23 protein-coding genes are annotated in these 24,473 nt (G+C 64.1%); 6 read left to right on the top strand and 17 right to left on the bottom strand.

The features are described from left to right. Positions 1–16 precede the first annotated feature (16 nt). Genes A6B35_RS07135 through A6B35_RS07150 form a run of 4 tightly spaced genes read left to right on the top strand, consistent with a single transcriptional unit; the run spans position 17 to position 3,616 of the window. A complete protein-coding gene (locus A6B35_RS07135) occupies positions 17–1,024 on the top strand; it encodes an ABC transporter permease subunit (protein WP_006202861.1) in 1,008 nt (335 codons plus the stop codon). 47 nt (positions 1,025–1,071) lie between these two features. Beyond that, positions 1,072–1,932 carry an ABC transporter permease subunit gene (locus A6B35_RS07140; protein WP_244425944.1) on the top strand — a complete coding sequence of 287 codons (861 nt, stop codon included), beginning with the start codon at positions 1,072–1,074 and terminating at the stop codon, positions 1,930–1,932. Then, positions 1,932–2,789 carry an ABC transporter ATP-binding protein gene (locus A6B35_RS07145; RefSeq protein ID WP_006202863.1) on the top strand — a complete coding sequence of 286 codons (858 nt, stop codon included), beginning with the start codon at positions 1,932–1,934 and terminating at the stop codon, positions 2,787–2,789. Before A6B35_RS07140 ends, A6B35_RS07145 begins: the two co-directional genes overlap by 1 nt. Beyond that, complete coding sequence (locus A6B35_RS07150) at positions 2,786–3,616, top strand: dipeptide ABC transporter ATP-binding protein (protein WP_006202864.1); 831 nt, start codon at positions 2,786–2,788, stop codon at positions 3,614–3,616. Before A6B35_RS07145 ends, A6B35_RS07150 begins: the two co-directional genes overlap by 4 nt. 167 nt (positions 3,617–3,783) lie before the next feature. Here A6B35_RS07150 and A6B35_RS07155 read toward each other — a convergent pair whose 3' ends face one another. From A6B35_RS07155 to A6B35_RS07175, 5 genes are all read right to left on the bottom strand, one after another. Then, a complete protein-coding gene (locus A6B35_RS07155; RefSeq protein ID WP_006202865.1) occupies positions 3,784–5,079 on the bottom strand; it encodes a cysteine desulfurase-like protein in 1,296 nt (431 codons plus the stop codon). A 51-nt stretch (positions 5,080–5,130) separates the two neighbouring features. Beyond that, positions 5,131–5,805 (bottom strand): amino acid ABC transporter permease, encoded by a 675-nt coding sequence (locus A6B35_RS07160; protein WP_006202866.1) that lies wholly within the window; start codon positions 5,803–5,805, stop codon positions 5,131–5,133. Between the two features lie 219 nt (positions 5,806–6,024). Beyond that, the gene (locus A6B35_RS07165; RefSeq protein ID WP_006202867.1) at positions 6,025–6,822 is read right to left on the bottom strand and encodes an ABC transporter substrate-binding protein; all 798 of its coding nucleotides are present in this window, start codon (positions 6,820–6,822) and stop codon (positions 6,025–6,027) included. A gap of 73 nt (positions 6,823–6,895) precedes the next feature. Then, entirely contained in the window at positions 6,896–8,092 is a 1,197-nt protein-coding gene (locus tag A6B35_RS07170; RefSeq protein ID WP_040582958.1) for a pyridoxal phosphate-dependent aminotransferase, read from the bottom strand. A gap of 179 nt (positions 8,093–8,271) precedes the next feature. Next, complete coding sequence (locus A6B35_RS07175) at positions 8,272–9,048, bottom strand: HpcH/HpaI aldolase family protein (RefSeq protein ID WP_040582959.1); 777 nt, start codon at positions 9,046–9,048, stop codon at positions 8,272–8,274. 122 nt (positions 9,049–9,170) lie between these two features. Here A6B35_RS07175 and A6B35_RS07180 point away from each other — a divergent pair, with 122 nt between their 5' ends. Beyond that, positions 9,171–10,262 carry an LLM class flavin-dependent oxidoreductase gene (locus tag A6B35_RS07180; protein ID WP_006202870.1) on the top strand — a complete coding sequence of 364 codons (1,092 nt, stop codon included), beginning with the start codon at positions 9,171–9,173 and terminating at the stop codon, positions 10,260–10,262. Between the two features lies 1 nt (position 10,263). Here A6B35_RS07180 and A6B35_RS07185 read toward each other — a convergent pair whose 3' ends face one another. The 12 genes from A6B35_RS07185 to A6B35_RS07240 all read right to left on the bottom strand — a co-directional run bounded on the left by A6B35_RS07185 (position 10,264) and on the right by A6B35_RS07240 (position 23,430). Beyond that, complete coding sequence (locus A6B35_RS07185; RefSeq protein ID WP_006202871.1) at positions 10,264–10,659, bottom strand: RidA family protein; 396 nt, start codon at positions 10,657–10,659, stop codon at positions 10,264–10,266. Between the two features lie 68 nt (positions 10,660–10,727). After that, positions 10,728–11,876, bottom strand: a complete 1,149-nt coding sequence (locus tag A6B35_RS07190) for an acyl-CoA dehydrogenase family protein (protein WP_006202872.1) — start codon at positions 11,874–11,876, stop codon at positions 10,728–10,730. Between the two features lie 231 nt (positions 11,877–12,107). Then, positions 12,108–12,920, bottom strand: a complete 813-nt coding sequence (locus A6B35_RS07195) for an enoyl-CoA hydratase family protein (RefSeq protein ID WP_006202873.1) — start codon at positions 12,918–12,920, stop codon at positions 12,108–12,110. Further along, positions 12,917–13,387 carry a MarR family winged helix-turn-helix transcriptional regulator gene (locus tag A6B35_RS07200; RefSeq protein WP_006202874.1) on the bottom strand — a complete coding sequence of 157 codons (471 nt, stop codon included), beginning with the start codon at positions 13,385–13,387 and terminating at the stop codon, positions 12,917–12,919. The genes A6B35_RS07195 and A6B35_RS07200 overlap by 4 nt, the downstream gene beginning before the upstream one ends. Beyond that, a complete protein-coding gene (locus A6B35_RS07205; protein WP_040582950.1) occupies positions 13,381–14,154 on the bottom strand; it encodes an SDR family NAD(P)-dependent oxidoreductase in 774 nt (257 codons plus the stop codon). The genes A6B35_RS07200 and A6B35_RS07205 overlap by 7 nt, the downstream gene beginning before the upstream one ends. Next, the gene (locus tag A6B35_RS07210) at positions 14,151–16,445 is read right to left on the bottom strand and encodes a bifunctional salicylyl-CoA 5-hydroxylase/oxidoreductase (protein ID WP_006202876.1); all 2,295 of its coding nucleotides are present in this window, start codon (positions 16,443–16,445) and stop codon (positions 14,151–14,153) included. Before A6B35_RS07210 ends, A6B35_RS07205 begins: the two co-directional genes overlap by 4 nt. Before the next feature lie 145 nt (positions 16,446–16,590). Further along, positions 16,591–17,427: an ATP-binding cassette domain-containing protein gene (locus tag A6B35_RS07215; RefSeq protein ID WP_006202877.1), complete on the bottom strand. Its 837-nt coding sequence runs from the start codon at positions 17,425–17,427 to the stop codon at positions 16,591–16,593. Continuing rightward, positions 17,420–18,301 (bottom strand): ABC transporter ATP-binding protein, encoded by an 882-nt coding sequence (locus A6B35_RS07220; RefSeq protein ID WP_006202878.1) that lies wholly within the window; start codon positions 18,299–18,301, stop codon positions 17,420–17,422. The genes A6B35_RS07215 and A6B35_RS07220 overlap by 8 nt, the downstream gene beginning before the upstream one ends. Further along, positions 18,298–19,146, bottom strand: a complete 849-nt coding sequence (locus A6B35_RS07225) for an ABC transporter permease (RefSeq protein ID WP_006202879.1) — start codon at positions 19,144–19,146, stop codon at positions 18,298–18,300. The genes A6B35_RS07220 and A6B35_RS07225 overlap by 4 nt, the downstream gene beginning before the upstream one ends. Further along, positions 19,139–20,146: an ABC transporter permease gene (locus A6B35_RS07230; protein ID WP_006202880.1), complete on the bottom strand. Its 1,008-nt coding sequence runs from the start codon at positions 20,144–20,146 to the stop codon at positions 19,139–19,141. The genes A6B35_RS07225 and A6B35_RS07230 overlap by 8 nt, the downstream gene beginning before the upstream one ends. Before the next feature lie 71 nt (positions 20,147–20,217). Beyond that, positions 20,218–21,744 carry an ABC transporter substrate-binding protein gene (locus tag A6B35_RS07235; protein WP_006202881.1) on the bottom strand — a complete coding sequence of 509 codons (1,527 nt, stop codon included), beginning with the start codon at positions 21,742–21,744 and terminating at the stop codon, positions 20,218–20,220. Between the two features lie 111 nt (positions 21,745–21,855). Further along, entirely contained in the window at positions 21,856–23,430 is a 1,575-nt protein-coding gene (locus tag A6B35_RS07240; protein ID WP_006202882.1) for a phytoene desaturase family protein, read from the bottom strand. Positions 23,431–23,549: 119 nt separating this feature from the next. Here A6B35_RS07240 and A6B35_RS07245 point away from each other — a divergent pair, with 119 nt between their 5' ends. Further along, on the top strand, positions 23,550–24,341 hold the full coding sequence (locus A6B35_RS07245) for a cyclase family protein (protein WP_006202883.1): 792 nt from the start codon (positions 23,550–23,552) through the stop codon (positions 24,339–24,341). The last annotated feature ends 132 nt before the right edge of the window (positions 24,342–24,473 follow it).

A 24,473-nucleotide genomic window follows, 5' to 3' on the forward strand; every position in this document is an offset into this window, starting at 1 on the left:
CCGCCCCCTTTTCAAGATGCTCCGATATCTCCTCCACAAAATCGTATTGGTGCTCCCGACGCTGATCGGCATCACCATCTGTGCCTTCGCTTTCGTCAGGCTGCTGCCCGGCGATCCCATCCTTGCCATGGCCGGCGAGCATGGCGTGTCGCCCGCGCGCTACGAAGAGCTCAAGGAACAGTTCGGCTACAATCTGCCGATCTGGCAGCAATATGCGCACTATGTCCGCGATGCCGCGACCGGTAATTTCGGAGTGTCGATTTCGTCCAAGCGCCCGGTCATCGAAGATTTCATGACGCTCTTCCCGGCAACCATCGAGCTCTCTTTCTTCGCCTTGATCTTTGCCATGGTGCTGGGCATCCCGGCCGGCATCGTCGCAGCGGTCAAACGCGGCTCCTGGTTCGACCAGTCGCTGATGGGCACCGCCCTTGTCGGCTACTCCATGCCGATCTTCTGGTGGGGTCTGCTGCTGATCATCTTTTTCTCCGGCTATCTCGGCTGGACTCCGGTTTCCGGCCGTATCGGCCTGCAGTTCTTCTTCAAGCCGATCACCGGCTTCATGACCGTCGACACCCTGCTCTACGGCAAATTGGATGCTTTCCGCTCGGCATTGAGCCATCTGGTGCTGCCGGCGGTCGTGCTCGGCACCATCCCGCTGGCGGTGATCGCCCGCCAGACGCGCTCGGCGATGCTCGAGGTGCTGGGTGAGGACTATGTGCGGACCGCCCGCGCCAAGGGCCTTTCGTCGGCCCGTGTCATCGGCGTGCATGCCTTGCGCAATGCGCTGATCCCGGTGGTCACCACCATCGGCCTGCAGGTCGGCACGCTGCTTGCCGGCGCCATCCTCACCGAAACCATTTTCGCCTGGCCGGGCATCGGCAAGTGGATGGTCGATTCGATCTTCAAGCGCGATTATGTCGTCGTGCAGTCAGGGCTGCTTTTGATCGCACTCATCGTCATGGCCGTGAACCTGATCGTCGACGTGCTCTATGCCGTCATCAACCCGCGCATACGGGCGGCATGATGAGCCAGTCGACCGAAATCACGCCGCTTGCCGCCAGCCCCGACCGCATGCTGGGGTTCAGGACCTTCTGGCATTATTTCTCGGTGAACCGCGGCGCCGTCATCGGCCTGTTCGTCTTCATCCTTTTGGTGCTGGCGGCGCTGCTTGCGCCGGTGCTGGCCCCCTATGCGCCTGACGTCCAGGACAAGACCGCGTTCTTGAGACCTCCGGCATGGCAGGCCGGCGGCAGCGCCCAGTATCTGCTCGGCACCGACGCGGTCGGTCGCGACATGCTCTCGCGCCTGCTCTATGGCGCCCGCTTCTCGCTGCTCATCGGTGCGGTCGTGGTCACGCTGTCGCTGTTCGGCGGCATCACGCTCGGCCTGCTTGCCGGCTACTTCCGCGGCTGGGTCGATGTGGCGATCATGCGCGTCATGGACCTGATCCTCGCCTTTCCGTCGCTGCTGCTTGCATTGGTGCTGGTCACCATCCTCGGGCCTGGTCTGTTCAATGCGATGCTGGCGATTTCACTCGTGCTGCAGCCGCATTTCGCCCGGCTGGTGCGCGCCGCCGTCATGGCGGAGAAGAGCCGCGAATATGTCGTGGCTGCAAAGGTCGCGGGTGCTGGCCATCTCAGGCTGATGCTGGCTACCATCCTGCCTAATTGCCTGGCGCCGCTGATCGTCCAGGGCACGCTGTCATTCTCGAACGCCATTCTCGAGGCGGCGGCCCTCGGCTTCCTCGGCCTCGGCGCCCAGCCGCCGACGCCCGAATGGGGCACCATGCTTGCCTCGGCGCGTGAATTCATCCTGCGCGCCTGGTGGGTCGTGACCTTCCCGGGCCTCGCCATCCTGATCACCGTGCTGGCCATCAACCTTATCGGCGATGGCCTGCGCGACGCACTCGATCCGAAGCTCAGGAGGTCGTGATGGCACTGCTCGACATCCAGAATCTCATCGTCGAGTTCCAGACTGCTTCCGGTCCGTTCCGGGCGGTCGACGGCGTCTCGCTCCATGTCGACGAGCGCGAAGTGCTGGCCATTGTCGGCGAGAGCGGCTCCGGCAAGTCGGTGTCGATGCTGGCGGTGATGGGGCTGTTGCCGTGGACGGCCACGGTCACGGCCGACAAGATGAGCTTTGCCGGCCGCGATCTCCTGAAAATGAGCTCCGCCGAGCGGCGCAAGATCGTCGGCAAGGACATGTCGATGATCTTTCAGGAGCCGATGGCCAGCCTCAATCCCTGCTTCACCATCGGTTTCCAGATCGAGGAGGTGCTGCGCTTCCATATGGGCATGGACAAGGCCCAGCGCCGTGCCCGCGCCATCGAGTTGTTGAAGCAGGTTGGCATTGCTGACCCAGCGGAACGGTTGGACTCCTTTCCGCACCAGATGTCGGGCGGCCAGTGCCAGCGCGTCATGATCGCCATCGCCATTGCCTGCAATCCGAAGCTGCTGATCGCCGACGAGCCGACCACTGCGCTCGACGTCACCATCCAGAAGCAGATCCTTGACCTGCTTGTCTCGCTGCAGGTCAAATACGGCATGGGCCTGATCATGATCACCCACAATATGGGCGTCGTGGCCGAAACCGCCGACCGCGTCATCGTCCAGTACAAGGGCCGCAAGATGGAAGAGGCCGACGTGCTGTCGCTGTTCGAATCGCCGAAGAGCAATTACACCCGCGCGCTGCTGTCGGCGCTGCCGGAAAATGCCGTCGGCGACCGGCTGCCGACCGTATCCGACATGCTTTTCGAACCGGCGCCCTCTGCAGCAGGAGCCGCCCGATGAGCGTCAGGGTCCTCGAGGGCAAGGACATCAGGCGCGACTACCATGTCGGCGGCGGGCTGTTCCGCGGTGCACGCACCGTGCATGCGGTCAAGGGCGTCTCCTTCAGCGTCGACAAGGGCAAAACGCTCGCCATCGTCGGCGAGAGCGGCTGCGGCAAGTCCACGCTCGCCCGCATCATCACGCTGATCGATCCGGCGACTTCCGGAGAGCTGTTCATCGATGGCAACAAGGTCGACATCGCCAGGGACGGGCTGACGAAGGAGATGCGCCGCAAGGTACAGATCGTCTTCCAGAATCCCTACGGCTCCCTCAATCCACGCCAGAAGATCGGTGACGTGCTGGGCGAACCGCTGCTGATCAACACCGACAAGCCGGCCGAGGAACGCCGCGACCTTGCGATGAAGATGCTGAAGAAGGTCGGCCTCGGCACCGAGCACTACAACCGCTACCCGCACATGTTCTCGGGTGGCCAGCGCCAGCGCATCGCCATTGCCCGCGCGCTGATGCTGAACCCGAGCCTGCTGGTGCTGGACGAGCCGGTCTCGGCGCTAGACCTGTCGGTCCAGGCGCAGGTGCTCAACCTGCTCGCCGATCTGCAGGACGAGTTCCAGCTGACCTATGTCTTCATCAGCCACGACCTTTCGGTGGTGCGCTACATCGCCGACGACGTCATGGTCATGTATTTCGGCGAAGCGGTGGAATACGGCTCGCGCGACGAGGTCTTTGCCGACCCCAAGCACAGCTACACAAAGACGCTGTTCGCAGCGACGCCACGCGCCGACGTGGCAAGCATCAAGGCCAGGCTGGCGAAGAAGAAGGCTGCCTGACCGGGCGTGTCGATATCCAGGTGAGGTCGGCCTGCGAATGGCGGTTTCCTGCGCTTCCGGTGCTCACGTACTTTAGTACGCTCCGCTCCGGTTCTCGGAAGCCACCATTCTCGACTCGACCTGACCTGAATCTCAACACGCGCTAACAGCCGTTGTGGCCAAGGTGATCACGACAGCTTGGCGATGATCGTGCGCAAGGCTTCGCCGAAGCGGCGCACTTCATCCACCGTATTGTAATGCACCAGCGAGGCGCGGATAGCGCCGCTGTCCATCGACAGGTTGAGCCGCTTCATCAGCCGCGGCGCATACATGTGGCCGTCGCGGATGCCGATCTGCAGCTCGGCCATTTCCTCGACGATCCGCTGCGGTGACAGCGCGCCGATGTTGAAGCAGAAGGTCGGCACGCGCTCATGGATGCGGGCCTCGTCGGCGACGCCGTAGATCGTGGCATTGCAGTCCTTGAGCACGGCGAACATCTCGCGGGCCAGCACCAGCTCGTAGTCGCGGATGGCGTTCATGCCGGCGACGATGTTGTCGCGGCGCGAGCGGTTGTTCTCGGACAAAAAATTGCGACCGATCGACTCGAGATAGCGCACGGCGGCATCCATGCCGGAGACGTTCTCGTAGATGAAAGTGCCGGCCTCGACCTTGTAGGGTGGTTCGTCGGGGATGAAATCCTCGCGGAAGGTCGGCAATCGCTTCAGCGTCTCGAAGCGGCCCCACAGGAAGCCCATATGCGGCGAGAAATTCTTGTAGCCGGAGCAGACCAGATAGTCGCAGTCCCAGGCCTGTACGTCGATCAGCCCATGCGGTCCATAATGCACGCTGTCGAGGAACACTTCGGCGCCGGCCGCGTGCGCAATCTTCGCCACGGAAGCGACGTCGACGATCGACCCGATCGAATGCGCCGTCACCGTGCAGGCGACGAGCCGGGTGCGGTACGAGACCAGCGGGCGTAGGTCGTCGACATGCAGATTGCCGTCCTCGCGCATGCGCCACCATTTGAACTTGGCGCCGGCGGATTCCAGCGCCAGCCATGTGGCGATGTTGGCGTCGTGGTCCATGTCGGTGACGATGATCTCGTCGCGCCCTCCATCTGTGTCTTTGGCGAGCATCTGGCCGATGCCGAGGCTGACCAGGCGGATGAACGAGGTGGCGTTCATGCCGAAACAGATTTCGGATGGGCTATAGGCGTTGATCAGCAGCGCTACGCTTGTCCGCGCATCGGCGACCGACTGGTCGACTGTGACGCTTCGGCCATAGCGGCCGCCGCGCTGCACATTGTGCGCCACCAGATGGTTGGTCACCGCGTCGAGCACGCTCTGCGGGATCTGTGCGCCGGCGGCATTGTCCAGGAAGATGAAGTCGCCGGCCCGCTGCAGGGCGGGGAACATGGCGCGAATGGCCTCGACCGGAAACGCACCGGCGGCGCCGTTCGCATTGGCGGTTTGATGCTTGTTCAAGGTCGTCTCCTGCGTAGTGCTTGGTAGATGGGAAAGAACTGTTGGCGGCGGTCAGCGCGTCTTCTCGGTCTTGAAGCGGCGTTCAAGCAGGCTGACGAGGCGGACCATCGGCCAGAGGAAGATGAGATAGACCAGCGCCGCGCCGATCAGCGGCGAGGGGTTGGCGTAGAGCGACTGCGCGTTGGTCGCCTCCTTGAGCAGTTCCGGCAGCGCCACGGTGGAAGCGAGCGACGTGTCCTTGAACATCGAAACGCAATTGCTGGTCATCGGCGGAATGACCACGCGGATCGCCTGCGGCAGCACCACCTTGCGCAAGGTCAGCAGGAACGGCAGGCCGAGCGCCTGCGCCGCCTCGAACTGGCCGCTCGGAATGCTTTCTATGCCGGAACGGAACACCTCGGCCGAATAGGCCGCCATGATGATGGCGAACGCCGTCACCGCGGATGTCCAGGACGACAGGCGGATGCCGAGGAACGGCAGTGCGTAGTAGATCAGGATCAGCACGACCAGCACCGGCATCGCACGGAAGATGTCGATGTAGCCGACTGCCAGGAGCCGCAGCGGCTTCGGCGCGTAGAGCCGCACCAGGCTGATCGCCAGCCCGATCGGGATACCGATGCCGATGCTGAGGATGCCGAGCAGCAGCGTGTTCAGGAAGCCGCGCAGCAGCGCCGGCAGGCTCGACATCATGACGTCGGCGTTGAAGAATGTGTCCAGCAGCGACATGGGAGCATTCCCGAAACGGTTGGCGTCCCGCGACGCTAGAGCAAAGGATGCTCAAGTTGAAACCAATATGTCCCGCTGAGGGCAAGACGGCGCGGCCGCTGGCGCTGGCCCGTGAAACAGGAGCGCTGTGCCCCCCTCTGCGGATCGGCAGCAGGTGCAGCGCCACCATGAAATCGTGCCGGCCTGGAGAGCCGGCACGATTGCAGCGAAGCCTGCCGGTCAGGCCTTCGGCAGCGGCATTTCCTTGACGGTCGAGGAATCGGCCGGTGCGTCGCTGCCGAACCACTTCTTGTGGATCGCGGCGATCGTGCCGTCCTTCTTCATCGCGCTCAGCGCGTCGTTCAGCTTGCCGAGCAGCGGATGGTCCTTGGTCATCATCAGACCGTACTGTTCGCCGGTCTTGATGCGCTCCTTGACGGTGAGGTCCTTCATCTTGGTGAAGGAGTATTCCATGCCGGGAATGTCGCTGACGGCGGCGTCGACGCGGCCGGCGCTGAGATCGAGCAGCAGGTTCTGCTGCGTGTCGTAGCCCTTCACATCGCTGAACCCGCCGGCCGCCTGGTGCTCCTTGACCCAGGTTTCGCCGGTCGAGCCGGACAGCACGCCGATGATCTTGCCCTTGAGATCGGCTTCGGCCTTGATCGGGCTGTCGGTCTTGGTGGCGATGCCCATGTCGGAATCATAATAGGGCTGGGTGAAGGACTGCGACTTCAGGCGTTCCGGCGTGATGGTGATCGACGAAATCGCCACGTCGATGCGCTTCGACGTGGTGGCGGCGAACAGTGCCTGGAAGCCGAGATCTGCGATTTCCGTCGTCATGCCGATGCGCTTTGCCGCTTCGTTGACGATGTCGACTTCAAAACCCTCGAAAGTGCCGCTCTCGTTCTTGTATTCGAAAGGCGGATTGGTCGGATAGGCGCCGACATTGAGCACATCCGCGGCATAGGCGGTGGCGGGGCCGGCGGCGATGCCGATGGCGGCTGCGAGAAGAAGCAGATTGCGACGCGTGAAGCTCATTGGTGTTCCCTCTGTTGTTGAACGGGCGGGTTGGTCCCGCACGGCTTTTTGCCGCCCCGTTTCCGGCAGGGCGTCAATTCATGGCAGCGACCATGCGATCGAGCGCGGTCGCTATCTGGTCGCGGTCACGGCAGACGCACATGCGCAGGAAGGCCGTTGCCGAACTTCCGAACAGGTGGCCGGGCGCCAGCCCGACGCGCGCCGTCTCCAGGATTTTGGCGCAGGCGCGACGGGCGTCGCTTTCGCCTTCCATCGCGAAGAACGCATACATGCCGCCGCGCGGCTTTTTGGGCAGGACGATGCCGGGGATCTCAGCCAGCCTGTCATAGGCGAGGTCGAGTCCGGTCTTGATCCGCTGCCGGATCTCTTCGACCAGCGGCTCGCCCTGGCGGATCGCCGCCACGGCACCAGCCTGGATCGGGGCCGCCGTGCCGCTGTTGACATATTGGGTCATGGCGCCGAGCTGGTCGGCCACCCCTGAAGGATGCGTCAGCCAGCCAACGCGCCAGCCGGTCATCGCCCAGGCTTTCGAGAAACTGTTGACCGAGAGCACCCTGTCGCCGTCCTCGGCGATCTGCAGGATCGAAGGCGCCACGACGCCGTCGAAATAGAGGCGGCCGTAGACCTCGTCGGAGATGATCCAGATGCCGGTGCGCCGGCTGAAATCGAGCAGCGCCTGCATCTCCTCGCGCGACGCGGTCCAGCCGGTCGGGTTGGACGGCGTCGACAGGAAGATCGCGCGGGTGCGCGCATCGCAGGTCGCAAACAGTCGTTCGAGATCGAGCTGCCAGTCGCCCTTGAAGTCGAGCGAAAACGGCCGCGGCTCGCCACCGATCAAATGGATGGCGTTGTGGATGTTGGGCCATTGCGGCGCGATGTAGACGACGTTGGTGCCGGTATCGACCAGGAGATCCAGCGCCAGGAACAGGGCCTGCATGCCGCCGGGCGTGACCGTGGTGCGCGCGATCGGGATCGGCCTGCCGTGGATGCGTGTCTGATACTCCGACAGCGCTTCGTTCAACGGGCCGTGGCCGCGCATGTTGGGAACGTAGAAAGTCAGGCCTTCATCGAACGCCGCCTTGGCCGAATCGCGGATGAAGGCCGGCGTCACCATATCGCCTTCGCCGTACCAGAGCGCGATCACGTCGCCCAGTTCGCGGGCGCGCACGGCAAGGTTGGCGATGTTTTCGGTGTGCAGATCGCGGATTTGGGCGCGGACGCCATCGAAAGCGTAACGCGCGCTGGCCAGAGACGACGACTGGGGCAGCATGAACGACAAGGACTGAACCTCGCACCCTGAACGCCTCGACAGGACTGCCGGCAAGCCCTTCCGGCACGGCAGCCACGATCGATATTGAATGCTTATCCAAAGCGTCGGACTTTTCAAGGCAAAAGTTTTAAGCTTAAAAAGTTTTCCGCTGTACCACGGACGATGCACTTCAAGCCGAACTACCGGCGTTCGTCTCGTTCCAGTTCGGCGCGGGCGGCGGCATGGTTGGCCGCAGCGCCGGCGCCGAGAAACATCGTGTCGCTGGCTAGGATGAAGAAGCTGGCGCCGACGGCGCTCCACTGGCCGACCGGCTGCGGGCTGGCGCAAAATATGCCTGCGGTCTTGTCGTGTGCGATCGCCGCGCCGACGATCGTCCGGATCGCTGCGTTGAGTTTGTCGGCGCCTCTCGCGCCAATAGCGTCGATCGACACAGAAAGATCTCCGGGGCCGACGAAGATCACATCGACGCCGTCCACGGCGGCGATCGCCTCGATATTGGCAAGCCCTTCGGCGGTCTCGACCTGCACCGCGACGACGGTCCTCGCATTGGCCTCGGCGAGGTACTCCGGAATGCGGTAGCCATAGCCGGCGGCCCGGCCAGGCCCGACGCCGCGCTCGCCTTGCGGCGGATAGCGACAGGCCCTCACAGCCGCCAGGGCCTGGGCGGCGGTCGAGATGCGCGGGACGAGAACACCTTGCGCGCCGCTGTCCAGCGCTGCCGCGATTGCTTCCGGCTGGTGGCCGGGGACGCGCACCATCGCAGGCACGCGATGCAGATCGGCCGCCCGGATCATGTTCTCGATCGTGTCCCTGGATATCTGGGCATGTTCCCAGTCGATGCAGAGGAAATCGAGCCCGGATTGCGCCATCACTTCCACCGCGACGGCATGCGGTATGGCGGCGAACGACCCGACGAGGCTTTTCTTGCCGATGCATTTCTGGCGGAATTCGCTCATGCCGATCCCTTTCTTGATGCTTGCCAATCCATATCCGCAAACCGCGATCAGGCGAAGCTATTTCAGGCTTGAAATATTTTGCCGGAGCCGTAGCGTGCCGTCTCCCGCCGGGAGTTCGCGACATGATCAAAGCCCATCCCCTGCACGGCCCGAACAGGCTGAAGCTCGGTGTCTTTTCGACCAATGCCGATGGCGGGCTTGCCATCACCGATGTGCCGGAACGCTGGACGGCGAGCTGGCAGGACAATCTGACGGCGGCCCGGATCGCCGACCGCGCCGGGTTGGAATTCATGCTGCCGATCGCGCGCTGGCGCGGTTTTGGCGGTCGCAACAAGGTGCGCGAATGGTCGTTCGAGACCTTCACCTGGGCAGCGGCACTCAGCATGGCCACCGACCAGATCGGCCTGTTCATGACCGTGCATGTGCCGCTCGTGCATCCGCTCTACGCCGCCAAGGCGCTGGCGACGGTCGACCACATCAGCCGGGGCCGCGCCGGGCTCAACATCGTCTGCGGCTGGAATCCGAAGGAATTCGGCATGTTCGGCACGCCTCTGGTCGAGAAGGGCTACGACCAGGCGGCCGAATGGATCGAAATCCTGGAAAGACTCTACGCCTCGGACGAGCCTCTCGATTATGAAGGCACCTACTACCGCCTCAAGGAGGCGGTGAGCCGGCCGGCCGGCCTGCAGCTTCCGCGACCGGTGACCATGAACGCCGCGTTCGGCGGGCCGGGTCGCGATTTCGCCGCCGCCAAATGCGACTATCTGTTCACGACCTTTTCCGAAATGTCTGACGCCGGCAAGCACGTCGCCGACATAAGTGAGCGCGCCGACAAGCAGGGCCGCGATGTCGGCGTCTACACGGTGGCCCATGTCGTCTGCCGCCCGACGATGGAAGAGGCGCAAGCCTATTACACGCGCTACGCCGTTGATATGGCCGACCACGACGCGGTCGACGCTCATATGGCCGGCAAGAAGGAGTTCTCGCAGTCGCACGACCCGCATGCCTATGACCGCTACCGGCAACGTTTCGCCGGCGGCGCCGGCACCTACCCGCTGATCGGGACGCCTGAAACCATCGCCGCCGACATGATCGCCATCGCCGGGCACGGCTACCAGGGGATTGCGCTATCCTTCGTCAACTACACGCAGGAACTGGCCTATTTCTGCGAGCGCGTGCTGCCCTTGTTGAGGCAGGCGGGCTACCGCACATAGCTCAGTCCGGAATCACCGCTGTCGCCTGGATCTCCACCTTGGCGCGATCCTCGACCAGCGCCACCACCTGCATGGCGGCCATCGCCGGAAAATGCCGGCCGATCACCGCGCGATAGGCCTCGCCGATCCCCTTGAGGTTGGCGAGGTACTCGGCCTTGTCGGTGAAATACCAGGTCATCGAGGTGATATGCTGCGGCTCACCGCCGGCCTCGGCCAACACCGCGACTATGTTGGCCAGCGTCTGCCGCACCTGGCCGACGAAATCATCGGTCTCGAACCGGCATTGCCCGTTCCAGCCGACCTGGCCGCCGATAAACACGAGCTGCCCCCGCGCGGCGACGCCATTGGCATAGCCGACGGGTTTCGCCCAGCCTTCCGGCTGCAGGATGGTGTGCATGTCTGGCCTCCCGATAGTCAATCTGCTTCTCAAAATGTCCAGTTCGAAAACAGTCCGGTCTATAGCCCTCAGGCCGCGCCCATCACTTGCCTGGCGATCACCACCTTCTGCACGTCGGATGCACCCTCATAGATGCGCAGCGCCCGGATCTCGCGATAGAGGCTTTCGATGATATGGCCCTTGCGTACGCCGTCGCCGCCATGCAGCTGCACGGCCCTGTCGATCACCTCTTGCGCCTTGTCGGTGGCGAACAGTTTTGCCATGGCCGCCTCCCGCGTCACCCGCGCGGCCCCCATGTCCTTGGTCCAGGCGGCGCGATAGATGAGCAAGGCGGCGGCATCGACATCAAGTGCCATGTCGGCGATATGGCCCTGGACCATTTGCAGCTCGGCCATCGGCGCGCCGAACAGTTTTCGGTCGGCCACCCTGCCGATGCTTTCGTCTAGCGCCCGGCGGGCAAAACCAAGCGCTGCAGCGCCGACGGTCGAGCGGAAGACGTCGAGCACCGACATGGCGATGCGGAAGCCATCGCCCGGTTTGCCGATCAGCGCCGAGGCAGGAACGCGGACGTTGTCGAACGACAGCCGTGCAAGCGGGTGTGGGGCGATCACCTCAAGCCGTTCCGCGATGCTCAGGCCTTTCGTTTCTGCCGGCACGGTGAAGGCGGAAAGTCCCTTTGCGCCGGGCGCCTCGCCGGTGCGGGCAAAGACGATGTAGAGGTCGGCGATGCCGCCATTGGAGATCCAGGTCTTTTCGCCCGACAGCAGATAGAAGTCGCCGTCGCGCGTGGCGGCCATCTCCATGTTGGCGACATCCGATCCCGAGCGCGGCTCCGACAGCGCGAAGGCGGAAATCGCCTTGCCGGTACGTGTCTTCGCCAGCCATTGCTGCTGCTCGATCGTGCCGAACAGGCTGAGCGCGCCGGTGCCGAGCCCTTGCATGGCAAAGGCGAAGTCGGCCAGCCCGTCATGCCGGGCCAGCGTTTCGCGGGTGATGCAGAGCGCGCGCACGTCGAGCGGTCCGGGATTTTCGGTATCGAGCGCCGTTGGTTTCAGCCAGCCGTCCCGCCCGAGCTTCGCCACCAGCTCACGGCAGGCGGCATCGACATCTTGGTGTTCCACCGGCAGGTTCTTCGCGCACCATGCGTCGAGCTGTTCCGCAAGATCGCGATGACGATCCTCGAAGAACGGCCAGCTGAGGAAGGAACGGTCAGGCATTTGCGCCCCCGCAGTGCTTCGAGCGTTGCGTTCTATGGCGCCCCCCTCTGTCCTGCCGGACATCTCCCCCTCTAGGGGGGAGATTGGCTGTCATTGCCGCTTTCGCTAATCGCCAGCACCGCAAGATGGGAGCCGGCGCCCAAGCTGCCAATCTCCCCCCTTGAGGGGGAGATGTCCGGCAGGATAGAGGGGGGTGCTGTCCCGCCAACGTTTCCAGTTGCGCACCCATCCTCAATTCCCCTCGAACACCGGTTTCTCCTTGGCGACAAAAGCCTTGTAGGCGCGCTCGAAATCGCCGGTCCGCATGCAGATCGCCTGCGCCTGTGCTTCCGCCTCGATCGCCTGGTCGAGGCCCATCGACCATTCCTGGTTGAGCTGCGTCTTGGTGATGCCATGCGCGAAGGTCGGGCCGGAGACGATGCGCGCTGCCATCTCCAGCGCGTCGGCCTCGAGTGCCGCGGCATCGACCAGCCGGTTGTAGAACCCCCAGCGCTCGCCTTCCGCGGCACTCATCGTGCGGCCTGTATAAAGCAGCTCGGCGGCGCGGCCCTGGCCGATGATGCGCGGCAGGATCGCACAGGCGCCCATGTCGCAGCCGGCGAGGCCGACGCGCGTGAACAGGAACGCCGTCTTCGCCTCCGGTGTCGCGATGCGGATGTCCGATGCCATGGCGATGATGGCGCCCGCGCCGACCGCCACGCCATCGACCGCCGCGATGATCGGCTTGCCGCAATTCAGCATCGCCTTGACGAAATCGCCGGTCATGCGGGTGAAGGCGAGCAGTTCCTTCATGCCCATCTTGACCAGCGGGCCGATGATGTCGTGGACATCGCCGCCCGAGCAGAAATTGCCGCCATTGGGCAGGAACACGACGGCATCGACGTCGTCGGCATAGACGAGGTCGCGAAAAATATCGCGCAATTCGGCATAGCTGTCGAAGGTCAGCGGGTTCTTGCGTTCTGGCCGGTCGAGCCGGATCTTTGCCACCCGGCCCTCGACCTGCCAAAGAAAGTGCTTCGGCTTGCGGCCTGCCATTTGGGTCATTCGCGTCCCTCCCAATTGCTGCGGAACGAGGTCAGCATGCCGGTCAGCCGGCGCGCTTCGTCCTCGCTGACAGTGCCCAGCAGTTCACCGACCCAGCCTTCATGCGCGGCGGCGATCATGGCGAAGGACCTCACACCTTCCTCCGTCAGCCGCACCATCGAAGTGCGGCGGTCGCCGTTGCGGCGGGCCCGGGCGACAAGCCCTTCCGACACCAGCCGGTCGACGATGCCCGTTACATTGCCGTTGGACACCAGCAGGAAGCGCGACAAATCGCTCATCAGCATGCCTTCCGGCGCACGGTAGAGCGCCGCCATCACGTCGAAGCGCGGCAGCGTGGTGTTGAACTCCTTTTTCAGACGCTCGCGCAGCTCCGCCTCTATGGTGCGCGAGGCGCGCAGCAGGCGTATCCATAGACGCAGCCGGTCTTTGCCGGGTCCTGAAGGGGTGGGCAGGGGACCGGCTACCATGTCTCGCCTCCTGAAATCGAAATCGTCTGTCCGGTGATCGATGCCGCCGCATCGCCGCACAGCCACAGCACCGCGGCGGCGACTTCCTCCGGCTGGATGAAACGTCCCTGCGGATTTGTCGAGGACAGGCTTGTGCGTGCGTCCTCGACCGAACGGCCGGTCTTTTCGACGATGCGCTGGATGGAGGTTTCCAGCATCTCTGTCTCGACGAAACCCGGGCAGACGGCATTGACGGTGACGCCGGATCTGGCGGTCTCGGCGGCGAGAGCCCGCATCAGCCCGACCACGCCATGCTTGGCAGCGACATAGGCCGAAACGTAAGCGTAGCCTTTCAGACCGGCGGTCGAGGCGACGAAGACGATCCGGCCGGCCTTGCGCGCCGCCATGCCGGCCAGCACCGGCTTCACTGTCAGGAAGGCGCCGGTCAGGTTCACGTCGAGCGTTCGCTCCCAGTCGCTGAGTGAGGTCCGCTGCGCCGGGGCACTGCCGGACATGCCGGCATTGGCGACGACGATGTCGAACGGTCCGCGCGCCGCTTCCGCCTGGCTGTAGAGGGAGATCATCGACACCTCATCGGTAACGTCGGCGGCAATGCCGAAGATGCGGTCGCTTTGCCCCGCGACTTCGGCAAGTGCCGCCTCGCGCCGGCCGCAGATGGTGACGTTGATGCCGGCACCGGCCAATGCCAGCGCGATGGCCCGGCCGACGCCTGAGCCGCCGCCGGTGACCAGTGCATGCCTGCCTGCGATCATTGACACGGCGCTCATACTTTCAGCCCCGCTGCCGCATCGCGCTCGGCCAGCCGATAGATCTGGTCACGTCCCGGCAGATAGGGATCCGGCCATTTGACGCCGCGGTCGCCAAGCGTGACGGCCGCATGCAGCGTCCAGTAGGGATCGGTGAGATGCGGTCGTGCCAGCGCCACAAGATCGGCGCGGCCGGCCATCAGGATCGAATTGACATGGTCGGGCTCGTAGATGTTGCCGACCGCCATCGTCGCCATGCCGACCTCGTTGCGGATACGGTCGGAAAACGGCGTCTGGAACATGCGGCCATAGACCGGCTTCGCATTGGCTGAAGTCTGGCCAGCCGAGACGTCGCAGATATCGACGCCGGCCTCGTGCAGCATGCGTGCGATTTCGACCGCGTCGGCCGGCGTCACGCCTTCGATGCCGACCCAGTCATTGGCCGAGATGCGCATCGAGATTGGTTTTTCGGCCGGCCAGACAGTGCGCACCGCTCGAAAGACCTCAAGCGGAAAGCGCATGCGGTTTTCCAGCGAGCCGCCATAGTCATCCGTGCGCCGGTTGGTGATCGGCGTGATGAAAGAGGACAGCAGATAGCCATGTGCGGCATGTATCTCCAGCATGTCGAAGCCGCAGCGTTCGGCCATCTCGGCGGAAGCGACGAACTGATCGCGAACCAGATCCATGTCGGTGCGGTCCATTGCCTTCGGCACCTGGTTCTGTGGCGACCATGGCACCGCCGATGGCGCCATTACCGGCCAGTTGCCGGATGACAGCGGCACGTCAGTCCCCTGCCAGCCGACTCGGGTCGAGCCCTTGGCGCCGGAATGGCCGATCTGGGCGCAGATTTTCGCCTCGGTCTCGGCATGGACGAAATCGACCAGCCGCTTCCAGGCGACCTCGTGCTCCGGCGCGTAGAAGCCGGGGCAGCCCGGCGTGATGCGGCCTTCCGGGCTGACGCAGGTCATCTCGATATAGAGCAGGCCGGCACCGCCCTTGGCCCGCTCGGCATAATGGGCAAAATGCCAGTCGGTCGGACAGCCGTCTACCGCCTTGTACTGCGCCATCGGCGAAACGACGATGCGGTTGGCGAGCACCATGTCGCGCAGCTTGAACGGCGCGAACATCGGCGCGCGGCGCAGGCTGTTGCCGCCGGCGCCGGCCTGGCGCTGGAACCATTCCTCGGCACCGGCCAGCCATTCGGCATCGCGCAGCCTGAGATTCTCGTGGCTGATGCGCTGCGAGCGCGTCAGCAGCGAATAGTTGAACTGCACCGGGTCGAGGCCGAGATAGCGCTCGACCTCCTCGAACCATTCGAGCGAATTGCGCGCCGCCGACTGCAATTTCAGCACTTCGGTGCGGCGCGCATCCTCATATTTGCGAAACGCCGCTTCGAGGTCCGGCTCGGACTCGACATAGTCGGCCAGCGCGACAGCGCTTTCCAGCGCCAGCTTGGTGCCGGAGCCGATCGAGAAATGCGCCGATGCCGCCGCATCGCCCATCAGGGCGAGGTTCTTGTACGACCAGCGCTCGCACAGCACGCGCGGGAAATTGATCCAGGCCGAACCCCTGATGTGGTTGGCGTTGGTCATCAGCGCATGGCCGCCGAGATGTTTTTCGAAGATGCGCTCGCAGACCGCGATCGACTCCTGCTGCGTCATCGCACCGAAGCCGAAGCGCTCCCAGGTCTGCTCGCTGCATTCGACGATGAAAGTCGCGGTTTCGCTGTCGAACTGGTAGGCATGCGCCCATACCCAGCCATGTTCCGTCTTCTCGAAGATGAAGGTGAAGGCGTCGTCGAACTTTTGCTGGGTGCCGAGCCAGACGAACTTGCATTTGCGGGTGTCGATGTCGGGTTTGAACACGTCGACGAAAGTGCCGCGCGCTCTCGAGTTCAGACCGTCGGCGGCAACCACCAGATCGTGGCTCTCCATGTACGGGCGCGGATCGGCGATGTCGGTCTCGAATTCCAGTCTGATGCCGAGCTCGCGCGCCCGCCGCTGCAGCAGGATCAGCAGCCGCTTGCGGCCGATGCCGCAGAAACCGTGGCCGGTCGAGACCGTGCGCACGCCGTCATGGATGACGGCGATGTCGTCCCAATAGGCGAAATGCTTCCTGATCCAGACCGCGCTGACCGGATCGTTTCTGGTCAGGTTCTCGAGCGTTTCGGCCGACAGCACGACGCCCCAGCCGAACGTGTCGTCGGCACGGTTACGCTCGAACACCGTCACCTCGTGCGCGGCATCGCGGAGCTTCATCGAAATGGCAAAGTAGAGCCCGGCCGGTCCGCCGCCGAGAACCGCAACCTTCATGCCTGCGATCTCCTCTTCGCTTTCCGAGTCGCCGGCAAGGCCGGCGATCCCGACGTTCAGTATCGCGCCGCAGGCAATTTATTTCAAGCTTAAAGTTTTATATCGAAACGATTCCCGACGTCCGCGCGTGGCATACGAATGACGTTCACGTCAGTGCCTTTGTCGTGGCAAGCGTACCCAGCCAGGCCGCGTCGATTTCGGGCAGTGGGATGGCTGATATCAGGTCGCGTGTGTAGGCGTCCTTCGGACTGTCGAAAAGGGCGTCGGTGGCGCTGGCTTCGACGATCCTGCCTTCGCGCATGACGATGACCTGCTGGCAGAGCCGCCGGATCACCGACAGATCGTGGCTGATGAAAGCGACCGTCAGGCCCATTTCAGCCGCGAGTTTCTCCAGCAAGGTCAGGATCTGCGCCTGCGTCGACACGTCGAGGCCGGAGACAATCTCGTCGGCGAGCACGAACCTTGGTGACAGCGCCAGCGCCCTTGCGATGCCGACGCGCTGGCGCTGGCCGCCCGACAATTGGTGGCGGTAGCGGCCGGCGAAATTCTGCGGCAGGCCAACGCGCTGCAACGCCTCCGCAACTCGGGTCTTGAGATTGTCGCCAAGGCCGTTCTGTTTCAGCGGCGCGGCGATGATGCTGAAAATGGTTCGGCGCGGATTGAGCGACGACATTGGATCCTGGAAGATCATCTGCAGGTCGCGGCGCAGCGGCCGAAGCTCAGCTTCCGAAAGATGGCTGATGTCGCGGCCATCGAAGCGGATCGAGCCGGCGCTGGGTTCGATCAACCGCACCAGGGCGCGGCCGAGCGTCGACTTGCCCGACCCGGATTCGCCGACAATGCCGGTCACCGACCCCTTGGGTAGGTCGAAATCCAGCCCCTTCAGGATTTCGGCCAGCGGTGCCCGGCCAATCAGCGGCTTGCGCGTCATATCGGGCAGCGCCACCTTCAAGCCGCGTACGGAGATGAGCGACTCAGCCATGACGCTGCCTCCAGGCCTGGTCGGCAGTAGCGATCTCCGCCGCAAGCCCGGCGAGCACAGCCTCGTCCACCGGCTTCAGCGAGGCGAGCGGATCGGTGTAGCGCGGCGTGGCTGCCATCAGCGCCCGCGTATAGGGGTGCTGCGGGGCGGCGAAGAGATCGGCCGTGTCAGCCTCCTCCACCACCTTGCCGGCATAGAGCACCGAGACCTTCTGGCTGATCTTGGCGACGACACCGAGATCATGCGTGACGAACAGGATTGCCGTGCCGTGATCGCGCTGCAATTGCGCGATCAGGCGCAGGATCTGCTTTTGCACCGTCACGTCCAGCGCTGTCGTCGGCTCGTCGGCGACGATCAGCCTCGGCTCGGCGGCGAAGGCGGCGGCGATCAGCACGCGCTGGCGCATGCCACCGGAAAGCTCGTGTGGATAGCTTTTCAGCACCCGCTCCGGGTCGCGGATCTGTACCTCGTCCAGCAACTGGCGGATGCGCTTGTCGGCCCTCTCGCCGCTCCAGCCGAGGATGCGCACCAGCCGGTCGGTCATTTGCGGGCCGATGCGGCGCGACGGGTTGAGCGCGGTCAGCGGGTCCTGCGGGATCAGCGCCGTGCGTGCGCCGATCAGCGTGCGCCTTGCCTTCGGCTGAAGTTGGCCGAGGTCTTCGCCTTCGAGCAGCATGTCGCCTTCGACGATGCGCACGCTGGACGGCAGCACGCCGAGCACCGCCTTGCCGATCATCGTCTTGCCGGCGCCGCTCTCGCCGACCAGCGCACGCACTTCGCCGGGCTGGACGGAGAGCGACACCGAGCGCAGCACGCGCTGGCCGTTGGGCAGCACGGCGCTCAACGAGCGGATGTCGAGGCAAGCCGCGCTCATCGCAGCACCGGATCGAAACGGGCTTTCAGCGCCTCGCCGAACTGGCTGAACGACAGCACGGTCAGGATCAGCGTGATCAGCGGGAACACCAGCACCCACCAGGCCTGGTGGATCGACAGCCGGCCCTCGGCGATGATGCCGCCCCAGGTCGGGTCGTCGGTCGAGATCGACAGATTGACGAAGGACAGGATCGCCTCGACGATGACGGCGATGCCCATCTCGAGCGACAGAAGCGCGACGATCGACGGCACCACATTGGGCAAGACTTCGCGCAGCATGATGCCGATGCGGCCATAGCCGGCGATGCGGGCATTCTCGACATAGTCCATGCGCGACTGCCCCATCGCCTCGGCGCGGATCACCCGGCAAAAGCGCGTCCAGTCGATGACGGCAATCGCGATGATGACGGAACTGAGGCCCGTGCCCAGCACCGCCACCAGCAGGATGGCGAACAGCACCGGCGGGAAGGCCATCCAGATGTCGACGACGCGCGAGATAATGCGGTCGGCCCAGCCGCCGAAATAACCGGCGATCAGCCCGAGCGCCGAGCCGACCAGGCAAGCAGCAAGGGCAGCGGCGAAGGCGACGATGAAGGCGATGCGGCCGCCGAAGATCAATCGCGACAGCAGATCCCGGCCGAGACTGTCAGTGCCCAGCCAATAGCCGGGCTCTGTCCCGTCCAGCCAGAAGGGCGGCAGCCGCTCCAGCATCAGATCCTGCGCCAGCGGATCCTGCGGTGCGATCAGCGGCGCAAAGATCGCCGCCAGCAGCGCAAGCAGCAGCCAGCCGCCGGCAAGCCACAGCCTCGGCCCCACGCCACGCCTGGCGATGCGTGCCTCATCCATGGCGTAGCCTCGGATTGAGCAGCGCATACATCATGTCGACGGCAAGGTTGATCAGCACGAACAGCAGCGCGAAGACCAGCACGATGCCCTGGATCAGCGGCAGGTCGCGATTGATGACGGCATCGATCGCCATGTTGCCGAGGCCTTCATAGGAAAACAGCCGTTCGACGATGACCGTGCCGCCGATGAGAAAGGTGAACTGCACGCCGACCAGCGTCAGCGTCGGCAGCGCGGCGTTCTTCAGCGCCTCGCGCAGGATGACCTGTGTTTCCGAAAAGCCTTTCACCCGCGCCAGCACGACATAGTCGAGGTCGAGCACTTCCTTCAGCGACTGTTTCAGCAACTGCGCGATGATCGCCGCCAGCGGCAGCGCCAGCGCCACGGCCGGCATCAGCATATGTTTCAGCAGGTCCCAGGTGAGGTCGAAACGCAGGCGCAGCATGCTCTCGACGAGATAGAATTGGGTGATGAAGGGCAGGTCGAGCTGTGGCGACACCCGGCCGGAAATGTCGAACACGGGTATGAGCACGCCGAACAGCAGGATCAGCACCAGCCCCCACAGGAAATCGGGGATGGAAAGTGCTGTCCCGCTGGCGATGTCGATGCCGGCCTCGACCGCCGTGCCGCGTTCGCGCGCGCCGAGGATCGCCGCCGTGCCGCCGATCGCCACCGCCATAACAAGCGCGACGGTTGCGAGCTCCAGCGTCGCCGGCAGCCGGTTGAACACCAGCCCGAGCACGTCTTGCCGCAGCGAGATCGAGGTGCCGAAATCGCCTCTGACGACGCCGGACAGCCAGATGAAGAATTGCTGCACGATGGTCTTGTCCAGCCCGTAGAGCGCACGCAGCCTGGCGATGTCGGCATCGGTCGCGCCGGGCGGCAGCATCATGGCGATCGGGTCGCCGGGCGCGACGCGGATGACGACAAAGACGACGACAGCGACGCCGAACAGCGTGATCGCCATCGTCAGCAGACGGATCAGAAATCTTTGCAGAAGCATGGTCGCCTGTACGTCTGGCGAAAAGGGGCGCGCCACCGGTCGCGGCAGCGCGCATGCAGTCTATGCCGCGATCAGGCCGGGGTCATCAGCGCCGGCAGCAGCGCGCCGGAGACGTGCTGGACGACGTTGACGCCCTTGGCATGCACGATCGGCTGCGCATACTGGATCAGCGGCAGCACATAGGCCTGCTCGGCGATGTATTTGTCGACCGCCTTCCAGCCTGCAATGCGCTTGGCCTCGTCCTTCTCGCCCCATAGCGGGTTGATCATGTCGATCAGGTCCTGGCTGTCCCACACCGAGTGCGGGCTCGGGCCATACATGGCAAAGCCGGTCGATGTCGTCGGATCGCCAATGGCGTTGCCCCAATTGTAGAAGGCCGCCGGCGCCAGCTTGTCGGCGGCGCGCAATTCGTAGTGCTTGGCGATCTCGTAGACCTCGATCGTCGCCTCGATGCCGACCTTGCGCCACATGCCGACGATCGCCTGGATCATCTCGTAGTCCTTGGGCTTGAAGCCCTTGGTCGTCTGTATGGTGAACTTGACCGGCTTTTCAGGCGAATAGCCGGAAGCGGCCAGCAGTTCCTTGGCCTTCTCCGGATCGTGCTCGACCTTGATCGAGGCATCGAAGGCCGTGTATTCCGGCGTCTCCAGCGTCGCGATCGACTGGCCGTAGCCGCGCAGGAGCCGCTTGACCAGAAGCTCCTTGTCCACCGCCATCACCGCCGCCTGGCGGACGTTCTTGTCCAGCATCGCCTCGATGTCATTGAAGAAGATCATGCCGATGTCGGAGACGTTCTTGCAGGAGCCGGCAAGCCCGTCCTTGGCGATCAGCCGGTCATACTCCTCATAGGGGATTTCGAGCGTCACCTGCGAGGAACCGGATTCGATTTCGGCAACGCGGCTCGCCGCGTCGGTGACGAACTTGATCGTCACATTCTCGAAGGCCGGCTTGCCGCCCCAGTAGTTCGGATTGGCCTTGAGCCGGAGGAAGGCGTTGCGCTCGAATTTGTCGACCATATAGGGGCCGGTACCGATCGGCGCTTTTTCGAAACCTTCGGCGCCGACCTTCTCGTAATAGGCCTTCGGCATGATGTAGCCGGTGAGGAACGACATCCATTTGAAATAGACCGGATCGAACTGCACGACATCGCCGGTGATCTTGTTGCCGTCGATCTTGAAGTTGTTGACGTTCTTCCAGACGAACTGGATCGGGTTGCCGGTCTTCTCGTCGCCCGCCCGCTGCAGCGACCAGACCACGTCCTCGGCCGTGAATGCCGAACCGTCATGCCATTTCACGCCGTCGCGCACCGTCATCATGATCTTGGTGCGGTCGTCGTTCCAACCCCATTCGGTGAGCAGGCCCGGCGCGAAGGACAGATCCGGCTTCTGCGGGATGAACTGGTCGAATACCGACTGGTAGAGACCCTGAATGGTCGGATTGACCGCCGACGGCCCGGTCGTCGGATCCCACGACGGCAGGTTGACGTTGTAAGCGATGGTCAGTTCGCCCGCTGCCTTGGCAATTTTCGGCAAACCGAGTGCGGTCGCGCCGATCGCTGCAGCACTGTATCCGAGCAAGTCGCGTCTGTTGATTGTCATGGTCGTTCCCCTGTTTGGTTTGTCTGCGCGGTGTCGTTGTCGTTCGCTGGGCTCAGGCTACTTGGGCGATCGCGCCTCGCCCTCCTTCGCCCTTGTAAATCTTCTTGGCTGCTACCTCCCGCCAAGCTGTTGCGCGAGCATGAAGCCCGAAGCCGCTCCGGTTCCGGCGCCTGGCCAGGTCGCGGCACCCGTCAGGTGCAGATTGGCGACCGGCGTGTTCCAGCCGGCATACCCGCGCGCCGGGCGGAACAAAAAGTTCTGCGCCAGATGGTGGCTGCCGCAGACCTGGTCGCCGCCGACGAGGTTCGGGTTCTCGCGTTCGAGGTCGAGCGGCGAGAACACCGCGCGGCCGAGGATTTTTTGGCGCAGGCCCGGCGCGTAGCTCTCGATGATGTCGAGCACGCGCTCGGCATAAGCTTGCTTGACCTCGTCCCAGCGGTCCGGCGCGATCTTGCCTGCCGCGTCGCCGAGGATTTCGGCCGGCAGCATGCGCACCTGCACCCAGAGGATGTGCTTGCCGTCGGGCGCCCGCGACGGGTCGACCGCCGTCGGCTGACCGACGACCAGCACCGGCTCGTCCGGCAACATGCCTGCCATCGCCTGCTGATAGGTGCGCGACATCGCATCGAGCGAGGGTGAAAGATGTACGTAGGCAAACTGCCGGAGTTCTGCCCCGGCGCGCCAGTCCGGCAGATCGTCGAGCGCCAGATGGATCATCATCGTGCCCGGCGCATGGCGGAATTTTTTCATCGCCGCATCGAAGCCGGCATCGCCGGACCCATCAGGCAGCAGCTTGCCAGGCAATGCCTTGGGCGCGACGCCGGCGATGACGGCCCTGCTGGCGATATGGAAATCGCCGAAAGCGAGCCGCACGCCGGTAGCCCTACCTCCGGCAACCGTGATCTCGGCCACCTCGGCGCCGGTGGCGATCTTGCCGCCGGCCGCGGTGACCATGCCGGAGAGCGCGCGGATCATGGTGTCGGCGCCACCCTTGCCGAGCACCATGCCGAAAGCCTGATTGGCCATCGATTCCAGATAGGGGAACACCGCACCGCCGGCGATGTCGGGGGCGAAGTCGAGGTGCATGCCCCAGGCGGCAAGCGTCGTCCGGACATGCGGGGATTCGAAAGTCTCCTCGAGCCACGCGCGGGGTGAGGACAGCAGGAGACGCCCTGTATCGAGCGCGCCGGAAAAACCTTTCTTGCGCCACAGGTTCCAGGCGTTGCCGGCGAGCGCGCGTCCGCTCATCGGCGAGCCCAGCAGGCGGAACAGATGCTCGGCCTCGGGCATGAAACCGGCGACCAGCCGGCGCCATGTCGCGGCATCGGCCGCGGAAAAGGCCGCCAGCCGGGACGCGGTCGTTTCCAGATCGTTGCTGACGCCGAACCAGCGACCATCGGGGAAGGCGCTGGCGAAACAATCAGCTACGGGTGCGAATTCCAACCCGTGGGTTTTCAATTCATTTGCATATTTCCGATGAAAGGCCGAGCCGGCAAACAGGCTCAGATTCATCGCGCCGAAATCGTGGCGGAAGCCGGGAACGGTATATTCGTGGGTCTGGACAGCGCCGCCTATTGTTGCACTGCGTTCAAAAACGGCAGTTTTCCAGCCCTTGAGCGCCAGATGCGCGGCGCATGCCAGACTGTTGTGGCCTGCCCCGACAAAGATGGCGTCGAACTCGCTCACGCCCCAAACCCATTTCCTTTATGCTTAAAGATAATTGCAGATGCATATGTTTTCGTCTAGTAGGATATTAAGGGCCGAGACGAGCCTCGATCATCATCGACAAAGAGGGAACTGAGACCATGGACACGCAAAAACTCCTCGGCGAAGTCGCCGGCCAGCTGCTTTCAGGCGGCATCAAGGTGGTCGACCTGTCGGCGCCGCTCGGACCCGACACGCCGCTGATCAAGCTGCCGCCGGAGCTTGCCGTCGACACGCCGAAGGTCGAGATCCACTCGATCTCCCGTTATGACAAGAACGGCCCGTGGTGGGCCTGGAACTGGCTGAAGCTCGGCGAGCATTCGGGCACGCATTTCGACGCGCCGCAGCACTGGATCACCGGCAAGGACTATCCGGACGGCGCCACCGACACCATTCCGGCCCAAAATTTCGTCGGCCCGGTAAACGTCATCGACTGCTCGAAGGAAGCCGCCGCCGACCACGATTTCCTGCTCACCGTCGACCACATCAAGGCATGGGAAGCCAAGCATGGCGCCATCAATCCCGGCGAGTGGGTGGTGATGCGCACCGACTGGTACAAGCGCAACGGCTCGGAAGCCGAATTCCTCAACGCCAACGAGACCGGGCCGCACACCCCTGGCCCGACCGCCGAGGCGATCCAGTTCCTGATCAGCAAGGATATCAAGGGCTGGGGCAGCGAGACGATCGGCACCGATGCCGGCAAGGCCGGCGGCATGGAGCCGCCATTCCCGGCGCACACGCTGATGCACAAGGCCAACCGCTACGGCCTCGCCAGCCTCTGCAACCTCGACCAACTGCCGCCGAAGGGCGCGATCCTGATCGCCGCCCCGCTCAAGATCGAGCACGGCACCGGCAGCCCGATCCGCGCGCTGGCGCTGGTGCCGGGCAAATAGACGAGGCGGCGGTCTTCGGGAGAAGATCATGCTTGCGGGCGAAACTCTGGTGACGAAGTCGGGGCGGCCGTCCTGTAGGGCCAGCGCTCTACGGCGCCCCCCTCTGTCCTGCCGGACATCTCCCCCTCCAGG

It is taken from the genome of Mesorhizobium amorphae CCNWGS0123 (assembly GCF_001686985.1).
GTDB classification, from domain to species: domain Bacteria; phylum Pseudomonadota; class Alphaproteobacteria; order Rhizobiales; family Rhizobiaceae; genus Mesorhizobium; species Mesorhizobium amorphae.